At 63.9% G+C, this 15,485-nt stretch carries 14 protein-coding genes and 1 pseudogene; 9 read left to right on the top strand and 6 right to left on the bottom strand.

Annotated features, from left to right (window positions below; genetic code table 11):
- Positions 1-739 (top strand): annotated as a pseudogene (locus tag RB623_RS12525) (HlyD family secretion protein); the annotation flags it as partial.
- A 300-nt stretch (positions 740-1,039) separates the two neighbouring features.
- Here RB623_RS12525 and RB623_RS12520 read toward each other — a convergent pair.
- A complete protein-coding gene (locus tag RB623_RS12520) occupies positions 1,040-4,078 on the bottom strand; it encodes a cadherin-like domain-containing protein (protein ID WP_308057153.1) in 3,039 nt (1,012 codons plus the stop codon).
- 771 nt (positions 4,079-4,849) lie between these two features.
- On the opposite strand from RB623_RS12520, the gene RB623_RS12515 reads away from it, so the two are divergent.
- Genes RB623_RS12515 through RB623_RS12505 form a run of 3 tightly spaced genes read left to right on the top strand, consistent with a single transcriptional unit; the run spans position 4,850 to position 6,587 of the window.
- Positions 4,850-5,398, top strand: coding sequence for a tail fiber protein (locus tag RB623_RS12515; protein WP_308057152.1), 549 nt, complete (start codon positions 4,850-4,852; stop codon positions 5,396-5,398).
- 45 nt (positions 5,399-5,443) lie between these two features.
- Positions 5,444-5,989 (top strand): tail fiber protein, encoded by a 546-nt coding sequence (locus tag RB623_RS12510; RefSeq protein ID WP_308057151.1) that lies wholly within the window; start codon positions 5,444-5,446, stop codon positions 5,987-5,989.
- Positions 5,990-6,029: 40 nt separating this feature from the next.
- Positions 6,030-6,587: a tail fiber protein gene (locus RB623_RS12505; RefSeq protein WP_308057150.1), complete on the top strand. Its 558-nt coding sequence runs from the start codon at positions 6,030-6,032 to the stop codon at positions 6,585-6,587.
- Positions 6,588-6,591: 4 nt separating this feature from the next.
- Here RB623_RS12505 and RB623_RS12500 read toward each other — a convergent pair whose 3' ends face one another.
- Complete coding sequence (locus RB623_RS12500) at positions 6,592-6,906, bottom strand: hypothetical protein (protein WP_308057149.1); 315 nt, start codon at positions 6,904-6,906, stop codon at positions 6,592-6,594.
- A gap of 99 nt (positions 6,907-7,005) precedes the next feature.
- On the opposite strand from RB623_RS12500, the gene RB623_RS12495 reads away from it, so the two are divergent.
- Positions 7,006-7,530 (top strand): GNAT family N-acetyltransferase, encoded by a 525-nt coding sequence (locus RB623_RS12495; protein ID WP_308057148.1) that lies wholly within the window; start codon positions 7,006-7,008, stop codon positions 7,528-7,530.
- A 39-nt stretch (positions 7,531-7,569) separates the two neighbouring features.
- Here RB623_RS12495 and RB623_RS12490 read toward each other — a convergent pair whose 3' ends face one another.
- Complete coding sequence (locus RB623_RS12490; RefSeq protein WP_308057147.1) at positions 7,570-8,583, bottom strand: LacI family DNA-binding transcriptional regulator; 1,014 nt, start codon at positions 8,581-8,583, stop codon at positions 7,570-7,572.
- Between the two features lie 147 nt (positions 8,584-8,730).
- On the opposite strand from RB623_RS12490, the gene RB623_RS12485 reads away from it, so the two are divergent.
- The 4 genes from RB623_RS12485 to RB623_RS12470 all read left to right on the top strand — a co-directional run bounded on the left by RB623_RS12485 (position 8,731) and on the right by RB623_RS12470 (position 13,078).
- Positions 8,731-9,672: a sugar ABC transporter substrate-binding protein gene (locus RB623_RS12485; RefSeq protein ID WP_308057146.1), complete on the top strand. Its 942-nt coding sequence runs from the start codon at positions 8,731-8,733 to the stop codon at positions 9,670-9,672.
- An 84-nt stretch (positions 9,673-9,756) separates the two neighbouring features.
- A complete protein-coding gene (locus tag RB623_RS12480) occupies positions 9,757-11,247 on the top strand; it encodes a sugar ABC transporter ATP-binding protein (RefSeq protein WP_308057145.1) in 1,491 nt (496 codons plus the stop codon).
- On the top strand, positions 11,244-12,239 hold the full coding sequence (locus RB623_RS12475; RefSeq protein ID WP_308057144.1) for an ABC transporter permease: 996 nt from the start codon (positions 11,244-11,246) through the stop codon (positions 12,237-12,239). Before RB623_RS12480 ends, RB623_RS12475 begins: the two co-directional genes overlap by 4 nt.
- A gap of 11 nt (positions 12,240-12,250) precedes the next feature.
- Positions 12,251-13,078 carry an MBL fold metallo-hydrolase gene (locus tag RB623_RS12470; RefSeq protein WP_308057143.1) on the top strand — a complete coding sequence of 276 codons (828 nt, stop codon included), beginning with the start codon at positions 12,251-12,253 and terminating at the stop codon, positions 13,076-13,078.
- Positions 13,079-13,192: 114 nt separating this feature from the next.
- On the opposite strand, the gene RB623_RS12465 is transcribed toward RB623_RS12470, so the two are convergent.
- The 3 genes from RB623_RS12465 to gnd form a co-directional block, all read right to left on the bottom strand.
- Positions 13,193-13,504, bottom strand: coding sequence for a hypothetical protein (locus tag RB623_RS12465; RefSeq protein ID WP_308057142.1), 312 nt, complete (start codon positions 13,502-13,504; stop codon positions 13,193-13,195).
- A gap of 241 nt (positions 13,505-13,745) precedes the next feature.
- Positions 13,746-13,976 (bottom strand): hypothetical protein, encoded by a 231-nt coding sequence (locus RB623_RS12460; RefSeq protein WP_308057141.1) that lies wholly within the window; start codon positions 13,974-13,976, stop codon positions 13,746-13,748.
- 207 nt (positions 13,977-14,183) lie between these two features.
- On the bottom strand, positions 14,184-15,191 hold the full coding sequence (gene gnd / locus RB623_RS12455) for a phosphogluconate dehydrogenase (NAD(+)-dependent, decarboxylating) (protein ID WP_308057140.1): 1,008 nt from the start codon (positions 15,189-15,191) through the stop codon (positions 14,184-14,186).
- Between the last annotated feature and the right edge of the window lie 294 nt (positions 15,192-15,485).

Below are 15,485 nucleotides of genomic sequence, written 5' to 3'. Positions count from 1 at the left end.
CAACGCCGACGTCGTCACCCGTCGCGAGCTGGAGCGGCTGAAGGTTCTCGCCGACGGCCGCGAGGGCGCAGTCAGGGAGGCATTGGCCAGCAAGGAGGTTCTGCAAACCCAGATCGCAAGCCTGCTTCCGGCGCAGAAAGCAAGCGCCGAGGCCGCACTGGCGCAAGCCCAGGTGGAACTGGACAGGACGGTCGTGCGTGCCGGCGTCACCGGCGTGGTTCAGCAGTTCGCATTGCGCCCCGGCGACGTCGTCAATCCGATGATCCGGTCCGCCGGCGTCCTGGTCCCCACCGAGAACAGGCGGGTCGGACTGGTCGGCGGTTTCCTGCAGATCGAAGCGCAGGTGATGAAGGTGGGCATGATCGCGGAGGCCACCTGCGCGGCCAAGCCGCTCACCATCATCCCGATGGTCGTCACCGAAATTCAGCACGTTATCGCCTCGGGTCAGGTCCGGACGACCGATCAGCTCGTGGATGTGACGCAGCTTGCTCGTCCCGGAACGATCACCGTCTTTCTCGAGCCTCTCTGGCCAGGCTTGCTTGACGGTATCCCGCCGGGAAGCAACTGCATCGCCAATGCCTATACGAACAACCACGACGAGCTGGCATCTCCGGATATCAGCACCGGGCGTTGGCTCTACCTGCACCTGATCGACGCCGTCGGGCTTGTTCATGCGCTTATTCTCAGGCTGCAGGCAATTCTGCTCCCGATACAGACACTTGTCCTGGGCGGCCACTGATCCGTCGGGCGCGCGGAGATAAGCCTCGGTCTCCAGTCGCTGCCATTCGCCCAAGGGATGGGGGACTACCGGCTGCCTTGGCGTCGTCATGATGTTTCGGCGGGGCTGGTGATCGCCGCAGTCGGGCTGCCAAGCGCCATGGCCTTCAGGCGATCAGGCGATCACCGGGTTGCCGCCTGAAACCGGTTCTTAAGCAGGCAAAACGTCGCTGATCGCCTGCAGAACCCGGCGGCGACGCCGGGGGGGCTTTTCGTTGCTGCTTGGCTCACTACCTGCGCGCCAAGCGCCCGGCGCCCCGCCTCACACCACGTCGAAATCGGCCGCCGTCAGCAGCGGCGATCCGACGATGGTGGCGAAGCGGACATTGCCGAATACCGTGCCGGAGCCGTCGGCGTCGTAGAGAAGCGCTCCGGTGTCGGAGTTGTAGATGATGCGGTCATCGGCGTCCTTCGGACCGAAAGCCGTGTCCTTGAAAGCGTTTGGGTCAAGGGCGCCCGGCCCCGCCAGCGCCGTGAAGATCGCATCGTCGAGCTGGATCGTGTCGTCGGCGACAACGAAATCGGCGATGCGGACGATGTTGGTGGGCCCGAGCGCCGTGGAGAAGCGGAAATCGTCGGCCCCGCCCATGCCGAACAGCAGATCCTTGCCGCCGCCGCCGTCCAGCGTGTTGGCGCCGTTGTTGCCGCGCACGAGCTGCACCAGCTCGTTGCCGGTCAGATCGACCGAATAGGTGGCAAACAGCGACGTGGTGTTGAGCCGTTCGACGCTTACGCCCGAAGCCAGCACGTAGTCGACGCCGGCGCAGAGCCGGTCGACGCCCTCGCCGGCGGCCTCGACGATGGTCGCGGCGCCGTCATAGATCGTGTAAGTGTCGTTGCCGTCGCGGCCGATCAGCGTGTCCGGCACGCCGTCATCCGGCAGCGGCCCGGTGCCGCCGTCGTGAAGCACGTTGTCGCCGTCGTTGCCCTCGATCGTCTGGCCCAAAGTGTTGCCGCGCAGGATGAGCGCCGTGGTTCCGCTGGGGTCCGCCGTTTCCAGGAATTCGACCTCCTGGCCCGCGCCGAGCGCGAAGCTCACACTCGTCAGCACGCGGTCGGCCGTTCCCTCGCCGGCCAGTTCGGTCACCGTGTCGCCGACATTGTCGACCTGATAGGTGTCGCTGCCGATGCCGCCTGCGAACGTATCGGCGCCGGCCGTACCTTTCAGAATGTCACCGTCGCTGTCGAGGCCGTAGACCCTGACGAACACCTTGGCGTCATCGCCGTCGGCCAGCGTGTAGGTAAAGGTATCCTCGCGCCACAGGTTGCTGGCGCCGGACGCAGGTCCGGGCAGGTCGTTGAACTTGCCGTTGAGATCGTAGACGAGGGTGCCGTCGGCGTTCAGCGTCAGCAGCGCCCCTGAAGCCAGCGTAACTTGCGTGCCGACGTTGGCTCCGACGCCATTGACCTTGGCGACGACAAGCGCCGAATCCGGATCGCTGTCGGCGCCATCGTGGTTGTCGGAGAAGACGTTGCCCCCGGCGATCCCGGTCGCCTCGTCCACAGGAAAAAGGTCGTCATGCGCCACCCCGGCGTCGTCGACGGCATTGACGGTGAAGTTGAAGGTCGAGGCGGCCGGCGCCGACCCGTCCTCATTGCCATCCTCGACCGATACGCTGAAGGAGGCGGCGGCCCCTTCGGAGCCGTCATGCAGGAAGCCGACCAGACCGCCGGCGAGCTGTGCGCCGGTGAACGTCGTCGCAGCGCCGCCGTTGACCAGCACCGTGCCGTTCACCTGATTGGACACCGTAAAAGTGACGCCCGCGGCGGCGTCGTCCGGATCGATGAAGTCAAGGTCCGCCGCGGTGATGACGTAGCTCCCTCCCTCGCCCAGGGTTGCGGAAAGATCGCCCGTCAAGGCCGGCGCATCGTTCGTCGCGGTGACATGGATGGTCGCCGTCGCGGTGTTGCTGTTGGCCTCGCCGTCATTGATCGTCACGGTGATGCCGCGGTCGGTCGTGTTCGGCGCGTCGGAGGAATTGCTGAACCTGAGCTGCTGCAGCGCCGCCTGATAATTGGCGAGCGTCGTCGAGCCGGTCAGGGTGAGCACACCGGTTCCGGCATCATAGGCCGAGGCGACGACGCCGCCGGGCAGCACGCCGCTCACTGACAGGAGATCGCCGGCCTGGTGGTTGGTGAGTGTGACGGTGGCGGAGGCGATGGTGGCGCCGTCGTCGGCAATCGTCGTGTCGGTGTCGGCGATCGCCACCGCGGCCGCGCCTTCGGTGAAGGTCGCCTGGTAGCCGCTGCCACCTATGCCCGCGGAGTTGTTGGCGTCGAGGTCGAGCGCGGCCACGACGTTTCCGACGAACTCGATGCCGCCGATATTGGCATTGGCTGTGGTGAGCGGGGGGTCGATCACGTTGAGAAACGTCGCCGTCAATCCATCAGCGCTGAGCTGGAAGCGATAGATCAGGTCATCGCTGTTGCCGGCGCCCGGGTTTTCCTCCGACTCGACGTAAAGCTGGTGCGTCGCCTGATCGATCGTGAAGTCGCCGGGGATGAAGGTCGCGCCGCCGGGCATACCGGCAAGCGTCACCGCGGTCGCGTTGGTGCTGCCTGTCGCGGTGTCGGAAATCACCCATAGCCTGTTGGTCGGCCCGGCGCCGAAGGGCTGAGCGAACGTGCTGAAGTAAACCTGGTTGCGGCCGGCGTCGACGTCGACGTCGGCGATGAAGCCGTTGGTGAAGTTGGTCGGAAACTGCGACTGATTGAGCAGGGTCGTTATGTTGTTGCTGGTGTCGACCCGGTAGATCATGTTGGTGCCGGCGCCTACGGTCGCCTGCGCGAAATACAAGGTGCCGTCGCCGTCGTCGCGGGCGATGTCGGTGGTCAGGATGAAGCCGCTGGGAAGAGGGTCGGTCACCTGCGTGACGAGGAAATTGCTGGTGTTGCTGACTGCGCCGGTCGCCGGGTTGTAGTCGATCTGCAGGAGGCCGGTGGCCGCGTTGTTGATGGTGGTCTGCGACGCATCGAAATCGACCCGGCCGATGAACAGGCGGTGATTGACCGGATCGATCTCCAGGCCGCGCACAAGGTCTGTCGTCTCGAACGTAAATGCGACCGTCGGCGCCGCGCTGCTGTTCAACTGGCCGGTATAGAGGACGGCGTTGTCGTCGCTCTGGCTGTGCTGGAGGATGTAGTAGCGGTTGTTGGCTGCATCGATCACCGTTTCCTGCCAGGGCGAGCCGGGCGTGGCGTCCGCGACCTGGCTGACCACGTTCGTGCCGTCCACGTTGGCGGAGGTGAGAAATGTGTCGGTGGCGCCGGCCTGGGTGGTGAAGAATATCCTGCTGGGCATATTAATCTCCCGTGCGGCGGTCCGTGACGCGCCAAGGCTGGACAACTATCGATACCACCTCAAATTCCCCGCATGCCACCGGCCGGGAGGGGAGCCAGCCAAGGCATCCTGCACGAAATCGGCGGCTAGGCCGCTGACGAGGCCAAGAAGCGGGGTTGCTGCCGAGTGTCGCCGTCGCGGTCGAGCTCGGCGACGGAGCTTTCCTTGTCGAACCCTTCGCACGAATACCGGAATTGACCGGCGACAAGCATGCGCCCCCGTTCTTATTGTATTGATGACCTCCAATGGCGCGGCGACCCGTTGATTTCGGCGCGCATGCCGGCTATCGCAGCCTAATCTACCGATAGCGAAATGTGCACACAAGCGAAAGTTGTCGGCGGATCAATTTTTTGTTTTTCACGCGAGCTTCGGTTGTTATTCCCGAATACAGAAACCTTCGATTATTTTAGGACTGCCGCGCGTGACAATCGTCAATTTTCCAGAAAGTCGGACAAGCCTGAAATAGACGAAAAATCAGTGCGATGCCATATGTTCGACCGCCAGCTTGTGCGCGCCGGCGGTATTCGCAAGATCAGAACATACAAATATCTACCGCAAGCTGCTCAATGCCTACGTGTGGTTTTCAATGGATTCCGCGCAAACATCCGAGACCAAAACGACACAACATTCAATATTCATTTGCTGAAATAATGTCTATCCGCATACACTTTAACATTTTCGAAGATTGACCCGTTGATACAGGGCAAGGAGTGAGCTAGTCTCGATCAACTGATGGCTGAAGATAAGAGGGGCGGCGCTATGAGTGATCCCTATCTTGGCGAGATTCGCATGTTCGGCGGCACATACGCGCCGCTGGGTTGGTCGACCTGCGCCGGGCAGTTGTTGGCGATCTCGCAGAACGACGCCTTGTACAGCCTGATCGGCACGACCTATGGGGGCGATGGCGTGCAGACCTTCGCCCTGCCCCAGCTCGGCGGCCGCGTGCCGATGCATAACGGCAACGGTTTGGTCCAGGGCCAAATGGCAGGGTCGGAGAACGTGACGGTCACCTCGAACCAGATGGCGTCACACAGCCATACATTCACCTCGACCGGAGCTCCGGGCGACGTCCCCAGCCCGTCAAATGCGGTCATGGCCGACCAGGGGCCGGCAGGCCTCAATGTCTTGGGCTATATCCCTTACGACGGCACCAACCCGGTGGTCATCAACGCCAATACGATCAGCTTCACCGGCGGCGGCCAGCCGCACGAGAACATGCAGCCCTATCTCGCGGTCACGTTCATCATCGCGCTGGAAGGCATCTATCCGACCCAGAACTGATTTCAGCGCACGGCGGCCACCGGCAAGACACGCGGAGCAGTTTTCATGTCCGAACCCTTTCTCGGCGAAATTCGCATCATGGGTTTCAACTATGCGCCTCGCGGATGGGCGACATGTGACGGGCAAATATTGCCGATCGCACAGTATTCGGCGCTGTTTTCGCTGCTCGGCACCAATTTCGGCGGCAACGGCACAACGAACTTCGCGCTACCGGATTTCCGGGGCCGCGTGCCGATTGCCGCAGGCCAGAGCCCCGGCCTGTCGCCATATGTCGTCGGCGAAGCCGCTGGCGTGGAAAACGTCACGCTGCTGCAACAGGAGCTTCCCGCGCACAATCACGGGGTCGCCGTGACGACCACGGTTGGCACGGCCCAGACCTCGAACGGCAACCAGCTCGCCAGGGCTCAAGTCGGCAACGCGATCAGCGGCGTCACCCAGATCCGCGTCTACAGCTCGGGGCAGCCCAACGTGCCGATGTCGCCGAATGTCCTGCGTCCGACCGGCGGCAGCCTGCCGCACAACAACATGATGCCCTATCTGGGGCTCACCTTCTGTATCGCAATGGCAGGTATTTTCCCGCCGCGCCCATAGGCCGACAGGCCGCGGTCCACGGGCGACAGAGGAGAAAGACATGGGCGAGCCCTACATCGGTGAATTGAAGATCGTGTCCTGGAACTTCGCCGCGAAGGGCTGGGCGCTGTGCAATGGACAGATACTGGCGATCGCCCAGAACCAGGCGCTGTTTTCGCTGCTCGGCACCACTTTCGGCGGCAACGGCGTCACCACTTTCGCTCTTCCCGACCTGCGTGGCCGCGCCCCGATGCACTCCGGCACCCGGCCTGGCGGGGGAACGTATGTTCCAGGACAGCGCGCCGGCGAGTCATCACACACGCTGCTGGTCAGCGAGTTGCCGCTGCACCCCCACACGGCTTCCGGCAACAACACTGTGGCGGCCGGCGAGAACTCCAACACCGCCACGACCAGCACGTCGCTCGGCCAGTCGATCGGCACACCCCCGACGGGAGCTGCCTTTACGGCCAACATGTATGGCAGCGGTACGCCGACCGTGGCGCTTGCACCGCAGACGATCGTGCCAGCCGGCGGCAGCCAGCCACACGACAACATGCAGCCCTACACGGTGCTAAACTACATCATCGCGCTGGTCGGGGTTTTCCCCTCGCGGAATTGACCGCTTAGTTGAAGAGCGCCTGATAGTCCTGCCGGTCGTTTCCCGCGGTCTGAATGGGCATGATGTAGAGGTTGAACCACGGCCCGCCGTCGAGTTGCAACGTATAGAAGCCTTCGCGCATGACCTCCCGGGGCGGCCCGCGGAAGATCAGGGTGAACGGTTCCCGCCGTCCGCTGTGGGCCTGCCCGCCTTTCGCATCTTTCGTTTCGACCGTGACCAGCGTCATCGGATGCGGCCAGCCGGGAATGCGAAATTCCTTGTCGATGTGGGGCCGGAAATGGTCGGCGGTGACGTCTGCGGGCGATAGCGGTTCTGTCATGACGCGGTTCTTCGAGGCGCTGGCCGATCCGCGCACTATGACCGCAGTCGTTGCGGATTGTAAACGCCGTCCATCGCCTTGCTCCCGGGGACTTCTTGCATGAACCATCCGATCGACATTTCCTCCCCGCTGGGCAAGCTGCGACTGCGGCCCGAACGGGAGCGCGACCAGAAATTCCGGTTCGAGCTGTTCTGCAATTCCCGGCCGCCCGAGTGGCGAATGGCCGGCTTCGATCCGAGCCTGTTGCGGCAAATCATGCGCCAGCAATTCGAAGCCCAGACTGTGAGCTACCGCGCGCAATTTCCGCGTGCGCGCTTCGACATCATCGAGCTCGACGGCGCTCCGGTCGGCCGCATCGTCGTCAACCGGCCGGGCGCCGTCGTCCACATCATCGACCAGGCGGTCGTGCCGGAACTTCGCGGACGCGGCATCGGCACCTGTGTCATGGAGAACCTGATGGAAGAAGCGGCCGAAGGCGGCATATCCGTTCGCCTCAAGGTCGCCTCCGACAACGATCCTTCCATGCGGCTCTATCTCAGGCTCGGCTTCGCGGTGATCGACCGGACCGAGATGTACGTGGAAATGGAATGGCGCGACAAGGAGTTGCCGGCCGGCCCGGATTGAGGCGCTAAGCAGGCCCTTAACGCCTGAATACAACAGACCTTAGCGCAAGCCGACCGGGGCGCAACTGTCGCCCACCACCAGCGAGGGCTGGAACACGATGTTCCTCTGCTCGACCTCGCCGCCGCGCCGGATGCGGTCGACAAGCAGCCGCACCGCCTCGTTGGTCATGTCGACAAGCGGATGTTCGGTGCGCGTCAGTCGCGGGCGCAAGCCACCGATCCCCGGGATGGTGTCCGTGGAAGCGATCGATATATCGACGGGACATCGAAGTCCGAGATCGGCTATGGCGCGCATCGCCCCCAGCGCCATCAGGCCGCTCGCCACATAGAGCGCGGTCGGCCGGTCCTGTTGCTCGAGCAGGCTGCGCGCCACCGAATAGGCCGCGTCCTCGCGGAACTCGCCCGAGCGCACGTCGCGCGGTTCCGGCGCGAGCCCCCGCGACTTCATCGCCGCCAGCATCCCGTCGAGACGGCCGCGTCCCGTCGTCAGGTGCAGCGGCCCGGTGATCGATCCGACACGCGTATGGCCGAGGTCGAGCAGATATTCGGTCGCCTGCCGGCCGGCCGAAATATTGTCGATGGTGATGGTGTCGGACTTGTCGTCCTCGACGGTTCGCCCGAACAGCACGGTGGGAAGCGGCTTCTCGTCGGGGTCGCGCTGCAGGTGCTTGGTGGAATCGCCGACCGGGACCAGCAGCACCCCGTCGCAGGACAGCATGCGCACACGGCTCAGGATGCGTTGCTCCGCTTCAGGTTTCTCGTCGCTGTTGAACACCACCAGCGAATAGCCCCATGCGGCGACGGCCGCTTCCGCCGCCCACACGACACGCGAGAAGAAGGGGTTGGCAAGGTCGGCGACCACCAGCGCGATCAACTGGCTGCGGCCGCGCTTCAGATTCTGCGCCGCCAGCGAGGGCGAGTAGTTCAGGTCCCGGATCGCGGCCAGCACACGGGCGCGCAGCGGTGGGCTCACATAGGCGGAATCGTTGAGGACGGCCGACACTGTCGCGGTAGAAACGCCTGCCGATCGTGCAACGTCTTTGATGGTCGCCATGTGAACCTAGCTAATCGTTTAGCTGAGTGTTACTGCATCAAATGTGCTTGTCTAGGCCAAAACTTGCGAAAAACCGCTTGATCAACGGCGCTCTTTGCCTATTCTGGCGAAACGGTTCGTTGAGCAGCCAGCCGTCAGGGAGGAGTCATGAAACAGTTTGTGGTGGGCGTCGCGATTGCGGCGATCGGTCTTGGCGTCGTGCCGGCATCGGCGCAGGACAAGCCGCTTGTCGGCATCGTCTCGATCTCGGCAACCGAGGCCAACAATGCACGCTATATCAAGGGCGCCGAGGCCGCGGCCAAGGAACTCGGCTGGGAGGTTTCGGTCATCGACGCGGCCGGCAGTGCCGACCAGGCCAACGCCGCGATCCAGAATTTCGCTCAGCGCGGCACTACCGCAATCGTCGACATGGTGTTCCCATTCTCGTCCATCGGCGCCGGGCTCGACGCCGCCAAGTCGGCGAACATTCCCGTCGTCACCTGGGGCGGCGGCCTCGGCAGCACGGTCGCCGCCACCAACGGCTCAGGCGGCCCGATGGTGGTCCCGGTCAACGAACTGATGCTCGAGGCGATGGAGGGCAAGGGCTCGCTGCTCGTGCTGGCGTACCGGACCGGCGAGGTGTGCCGGAACCGCGAGGTCGAGCTCGACAAGGCGCTCGCCGCTTATCCCGACGTCAAGGTGACCAAGAACGAGGTGCGCATCCCCGGCTATTTCGAGGACGGCGCGCAATATGCCAACGCCTGGCTTGCCGCCCATCCGGCCGGCGACGAAAACCTGGCGATCTGGGGCTGCTGGGACGATCCGGCGATTGGCGCCATCGGCTCGCTGCGCGCCCAGGGCCGCGACGATGTCAAGGTCTATGGCGTCAACGGCAATGCCCAGGCGCTGGAGAACATCAAGAACGGCTTCATGACGGCCACCGCCTGGCAGGACAGCTACACGGAAGGCTATAACATGATCAAGCTGCTGCCCGAGATCCAGAAGGCCGGCGCGGACTGGCAGCCCAAGGCGGTCGAAGTGCCGGCGGTGCTGGTCACCAAGGAAACGGTCGAGAAGTTCATTGCCGAACACCCCGATGCCATCAAGTGAGTTTCGGCGTAAAAGCCGATCATGAATGCCATGTCTGGTTCGATGGGGACGCCCGCAGCGCCCCCATTCATTTCGGCGGTCGCGGTGACCAAGTCGTATGGCGGCGCGCAGGCGTTGCGCGGCGTGTCGCTATCGATCGCGCCCGGAGAGGTGCACGGCCTGGTCGGCGCCAACGGCGCAGGTAAGTCCACGCTGATAAAAATCCTCGCCGGGCTGACGGAGCCGGACAGTGGCGAGATTCTCGTCGACGGCCAGCCGACCGCCATCGGTTCGCCGCATCGCGCCAGTGATTTCGGCATGAGCTTCATCCATCAGGAACTGGCCTTCGTGCCCAGCATGACGGTGCTCGAAAACATCATGCTTGGGCTGCCCAAGAAGACGCGTTTCGGCATGGTCGACTGGCCGGCGATCGCGCGCGAAGTCTCCCCCATCGCCAAGCGGGTCGGCGTCACGGCGCCGCTGCACGCAACCGCCAAGGGCCTGCCGACCGCGGAGAACTGGCTGATCAACATCACCCGCGCGCTGGTGCGCAAGGCCCGCCTGATCGTCATGGACGAGCCGACCGCGTCGCTGTCGGCCAGCGAGTGCCAGAAACTCTTCGCCATCATTCGCGACCTGTCGGCGTCGGGCGTGGCGGTGCTCTATGTCTCGCATCGGCTGGACGAGATTCTCGACCTCTGCGGCCAGGTGACGGTGTTCCGCGACGGCCGCTCGGTGGCGGAACTCGCCGGCCCGCAACTCACCCGCCCTGCCCTCGTCGAGGCAATCGTTGGCGGCACCGTGGAGCACCTGCCCAAAGCAGGTAACGAAGCCGCTACGGGCGAAATCGTGCTGTCGGTGCGCGGATTGCGGCGCCTGCCAAAAGTCAGGGAAGCGAGCTTCGACCTGAAGCGCGGCGAAGTCCTGGGAATAGCCGGACTGGTCGGCGCCGGTCGCAGCGAACTGGCACGCCTGCTCTACGGGGCCGATCTGCCGGACGCCGGCACGATGCTGCTGGAAGGCAGGCCCTACGCGCCAAGGACGCCGGCTGCGGCGGTGCGCGCAGGGCTCGGCCTGGTTCCGGAGGAGCGGCGCACCGAGGGCCTGCTGCTCACCAAATCGGTTGCCTTCAACGTCAGCCTGACCAATCTGAACGCGATCCTCGCCAACGCCATGCTGCCCTTCATCAGCTCCCGCAAGCGCACCGGCATGGCGGAAAAAATCATCCGCGACCTGTCCATCAAGGCGCGCTCGCCGGACCAGCCGGTCGGACGACTCAGCGGCGGCAACCAGCAGAAGGTGGTGATCGGCCGCTGGCTGCAATCGGCGCCGAAGGTGCTGGTCCTCGACGAGCCGACACGTGGCGTCGACATCGGCGCGCGCGGTGAGATCCATCGCCTGATCCGCGACCTTGCCGCCAGGGGCATGGCGGTGCTGGTCATCTCTTCCGAACCGGACGAGTTGCCGGACCTTTGCGACCGCGCTCTGGTGATGGCCGAGGGCCGCATCGTGCGCGAACTTTCCGACAGACACGTCACGCGCAGCGCGATCATCGAAGCAAGCTACGCCGCAGCGGCGGAAAGGGTCCCGGCATGAGTGACGTCGGCTACACCACGCGGCGGCTGTCGCCCAACGCCAAGGCGGCGCTCGGCGTGTTCGCGCGATACGGCACGATCATCGGGCTGGTCGTCATGGTGATCGTCTTCTCGATCCTGTCGCCGCGCGCCTTCCCCACCATCACCAACTTCACCAACGTGCTGAGCCAGGCTTCACTGGCGATGATCATCGCCGGCGGCCTCACCATGGCGGTCATCGTCGGCGAACTCGATCTCTCGGTCGGTTATGCCGCCAGCCTGCACGGCGTGCTGGTCACGGGCCTCATCGTCCAGAACCAGTTGCCGATCCCCGTCGCCATCGTGATCGTGCTGGCGCTCGGCGCCCTCATCGGCGTCGTCAACGGGCTGATCGTCACGAAACTCAAGGTCAACTCCGTCATCGCCACGCTTGGCGTCGGCACCATCCTGGTCGGTCTTTCCTTCGCCTATTCCTCGGGCGTGCCGATCGTGTCGGGCGTTCCCGAAACCTTCCTGCAATTGGCGCTCGGGCGCTGGCTGTTCGGCATCCCCAACCCGATCATCGTAATGGCGCTGGTGCTCGGCGGGCTGTGGCTTCTGGTCGAACGCACGGCCGTCGGCCAGGAGATCCAGGCCGTGGGCGGCAATCCGGCGGCGGCGCGGCTCGCCGGCATCAATGTCGACCGCATCAAGATCTTCGGCTTCGTGCTGTCCGGCATGTGCGCGGCGTTGACCGGAACGCTGCTCGCCTCGCGGCTCGGCAGCGGCACCACCAACGCCGCCGATGCCTATCTTCTGACGGCCTTCGCCGCCGTCTTCCTCGGCTCGGCGACGCTGCGCGACGGCGAGTTCCACATCCTCGGCACCTTCATCGGCTCGCTGATCATCGTGCTCGGCTTCAACGGCCTGAACATATTCGGCGCCCCCACCTATTCGCAATTCGTCTTCCAGGGCGCCATCCTGATCGTCGCGGTCGGCCTCGCCAGCCTCGGCCGCTCGCTCGCCGAAAGCTGAAGGATAATACGATGCCGGACACGCATTGGGACGTCTACGTGCTGGAATATGCGCGCTCCAAGGACCAGCCCTGGGTCGACCTCATCAGCGGCATGTACCAGGACGGCGTCATGGACCTGCCCTTCTCCTTCATCCTCGCCCGGCAGGGCGACCGCAACGTGCTGGTCGACACCGGCTTCATGCAGGACGATCACAGCTTTTCGCAAAAATTCGGCATCCCGGACTGGATCTCGCCGCTGAAGATGCTCGGCGAACTCGGCATCGAGCCAGGCGGCATAACCGACATCTTCGTCACCCATGCGCATTTCGACCATATGGGCTCGATCGGCGAGTTCCCGAACGCGCAGATCTACATCCAGAAGAGCGAGCTTCTGTCCTGGTACGAGGCTATCGCCCTGCCGAAGCGCTTTGCCCATCTCACGGCGATCATCGATCCCGACAATCTGCGCTCTGCCCTTGATGCTTCCATAGAGCACCGGGTGACGCTGGTCGACGGCGACAAGGACAATGTGCTGCCCGGCATCCACGTTCGCCTGGGCAGCGGCCACACGATCGGCCAGCAGTTCATCGTCATCGAGACCGAGGCCGGGAGGCGCACCATCTCCGGCGACTGCGTCTATTCCCGGCGCCAGTTCACCGGCCACAATCACGATGGCGTCTATGTGCCGCTGAACAATGCCGTGGGCAGCGTGTGGGAACAATTGAAGACCATCGACAAGATGAATGACGAACTCGGTGGCGATCTGTCGAAACTCGTCATCCTGCACGACATCGAGGGCTGGAAAGGCCATCCAGTCGTGAAGGAAATCGAGGGGTTCCGGATCGTCAAGGTCGCCTAAGCCTTTGGGAATTCAACGTCAGTTGATGACATCGGCGGCGAGGCCTGCAGAACCGCGATCGGTGCGATCGAATTCTTGAAGTTGCAAAAAATAGTCCTCGGTCAGGTCGCGCCATCAGCGGCTGGCCCGCCTCCGTGCCAGAACCTCGTCCGTCCCAATGACCTTTTTGGCGCGGCCGGCGATCGTCGTGGAGACGACGGACGGCGGGTCGCTTGCGGGAAACGAATCCTCCAGCCCTTCCTGCAATTGTTCCTCAAGCGTTTCCGGCCGTTCGGATCGGCCCGGCGTGCGTCGTTTCGAAATGTCCTCGCGGTCCCAGCTCGGTCTCGGCAGCAGCCGGACCTGACGCTCGCGAACCCAGCCGTTTTCCTGGGCTATGCGGTACGCCGCGAATCCCGCCAGTCCCCACAAAGCCAAGCGCAGCATAAAAGCCTCCAGCCTCGTCTCCGAACTCCGCGACAGGGCGGCGGGTTCCTGGACGTTCAGGCGAAAATTTCAGGAAAGGCGGATTTGTGCAAGCGCGATGGGCCACGGCCTTCCGTGTGCGCGCTTCGCGGAGGGCGTTCTGGTCTGCCTGCAGGCCTTGCCGATGCGGCTGGGGCCAGGAACGGAAAAGGCGGACGTGTCGCCGCCCGCCTTTGTTCGTCCGCCGCGATGCGGCCGAAGGTCAGACCCTGCGCGCGGCGCGCGGGTTGGCGGCTGCGGGATGGGGGGCGCCCATCAGTTCCGCAACCTCATCGAGCGATTCCCCGACGGCAAGCCGGCTGCCCGGCACTGTGTATTTCTCGTCGAACTCGATTGCCGCTCCACCTTTCTTGTTGGCGGATGCGCCGCTGATTTTGGTCAGATTGACCAGAACGGGGTTGTTGGTGTCGGCTTTGGTAAGCTTGATCCACATAAGTCCTATTTCCGGTTTTGCCCCAGCACTTGTTCGCACATGCGAAGGCGATAGGAAAGTCTTTCCTGCAACCGAATCTGCAATTTTGCCGAGAGACAGGTGGTGGCGGCGCGGAAGCCCGGCCAGAGCTTCCCGCGACACGGCGGCGCCGGCCAAGTTACTGGAAAATAATCTTCTTTTCTTGAGCTCGCCTTGGGCGCTCCGCGCCTACTTCGGCTTCTCCACATGACCTCCGAAGGCGTAGCGCATCGCGGACAGCAGCTTGTCGGCGAACTCCGATTCGCCTTGCGAACTGAAGCGGTCGAACAGCGCCGTCGACAGCACCGGTGCCGGCACTCCGGTGTCGATCGCCGCCTTGAGCGTCCAGCGGCCCTCGCCCGAATCGGAAACCCGCCCGCCGAATTTCGACAGCGTCGAATCGGCTTTCAGCGATTCCGCCGTCAGGTCGAGCAGCCAGGAGCCGATGACGCTGCCGTGCCGCCACACTTCCGCGACCTGGCCGAGATCGATATCGAATTGATAATATTGAGGTTCCGACAGCGGCGCGGTCTCGGCGTCGGCGGCACGACCACGCTTGCCGGCATTCGCCGCCTTCAGAATGTTGATGCCTTCGGCATAGGCGGCCATGACGCCGTATTCGATACCGTTGTGGACCATCTTGACGAAATGGCCGGCTCCCGAAGGGCCGCAGTGGAGATAGCCGAACGGCGCGGTGCCGGTCTCGGTGGAAGCGGGCGGAGCGCCCTTGTCGGCGCCGGGGGCGAGCGTGGCGAAAACAGGATCGAGATGTTTCACGGCCACGTCCGGACCGCCGATCATCAGGCAGTAGCCGCGTTCCAGACCCCAGACGCCGCCGCTGGTGCCGACGTCGACGAAGCTGAGGCCGCGCGATTGCAGGCGCGCCGCCTGGTCGACGGCGTCGCGGTAATTGGAGTTGCCGCCGTCGATGACGATGTCGCCGGGCTCCATAAATTCAATGACTTGGTCGACGATCCTGCCGGTGATGGCGGCCGGCAGCATCAGCCAGGCCGAGCGCGGTTTGGCGAGCTTCCCGACAAAATCCTCGACCGAGGAAGCGCCGACCGCGCCCTCCTTGACCAGCGCCGCGACGGCATCGGCGTTGACGTCGTAGACCACGCATTCATGTCCGCCGCGCAGCAGCCGGCGCACCATGTTGGCGCCCATCCGGCCCAGTCCCATCATTCCGATCTGCATTTTCTGTTCCTCGCACGCGCTACGGCTTGATCCGACGCCATCATTACCCGACATTTTTGACGGTGTGTCGACGGGGAATGTATGCTGTTGATCGGCAAATGTTTTTTTCGAGCGTTTGCGCAGTGGACGCCGCCGCGTCCAGTAACGAAGAATACGCGTGAAGTCCGTAATGTCGTTCGATTCCAATAGTTTGCGGCTCTGGTTGCCGGAAACGGCCGTGATGGGCTTGATTCCGGCCGCGATTCTGGCGGTTCGGACTTCATTTGTTGCCCTTCGGTCTTCCCGGTGCATCCA

The sequence above is a fragment of the Mesorhizobium sp. LHD-90 genome (assembly GCF_030929505.1).
Lineage (GTDB): Bacteria > Pseudomonadota > Alphaproteobacteria > Rhizobiales > Rhizobiaceae > Kumtagia.
The sequence above is the reverse complement of the archived record's forward strand: the minus strand, read 5'-3'. Positions and strand labels throughout refer to the sequence as shown.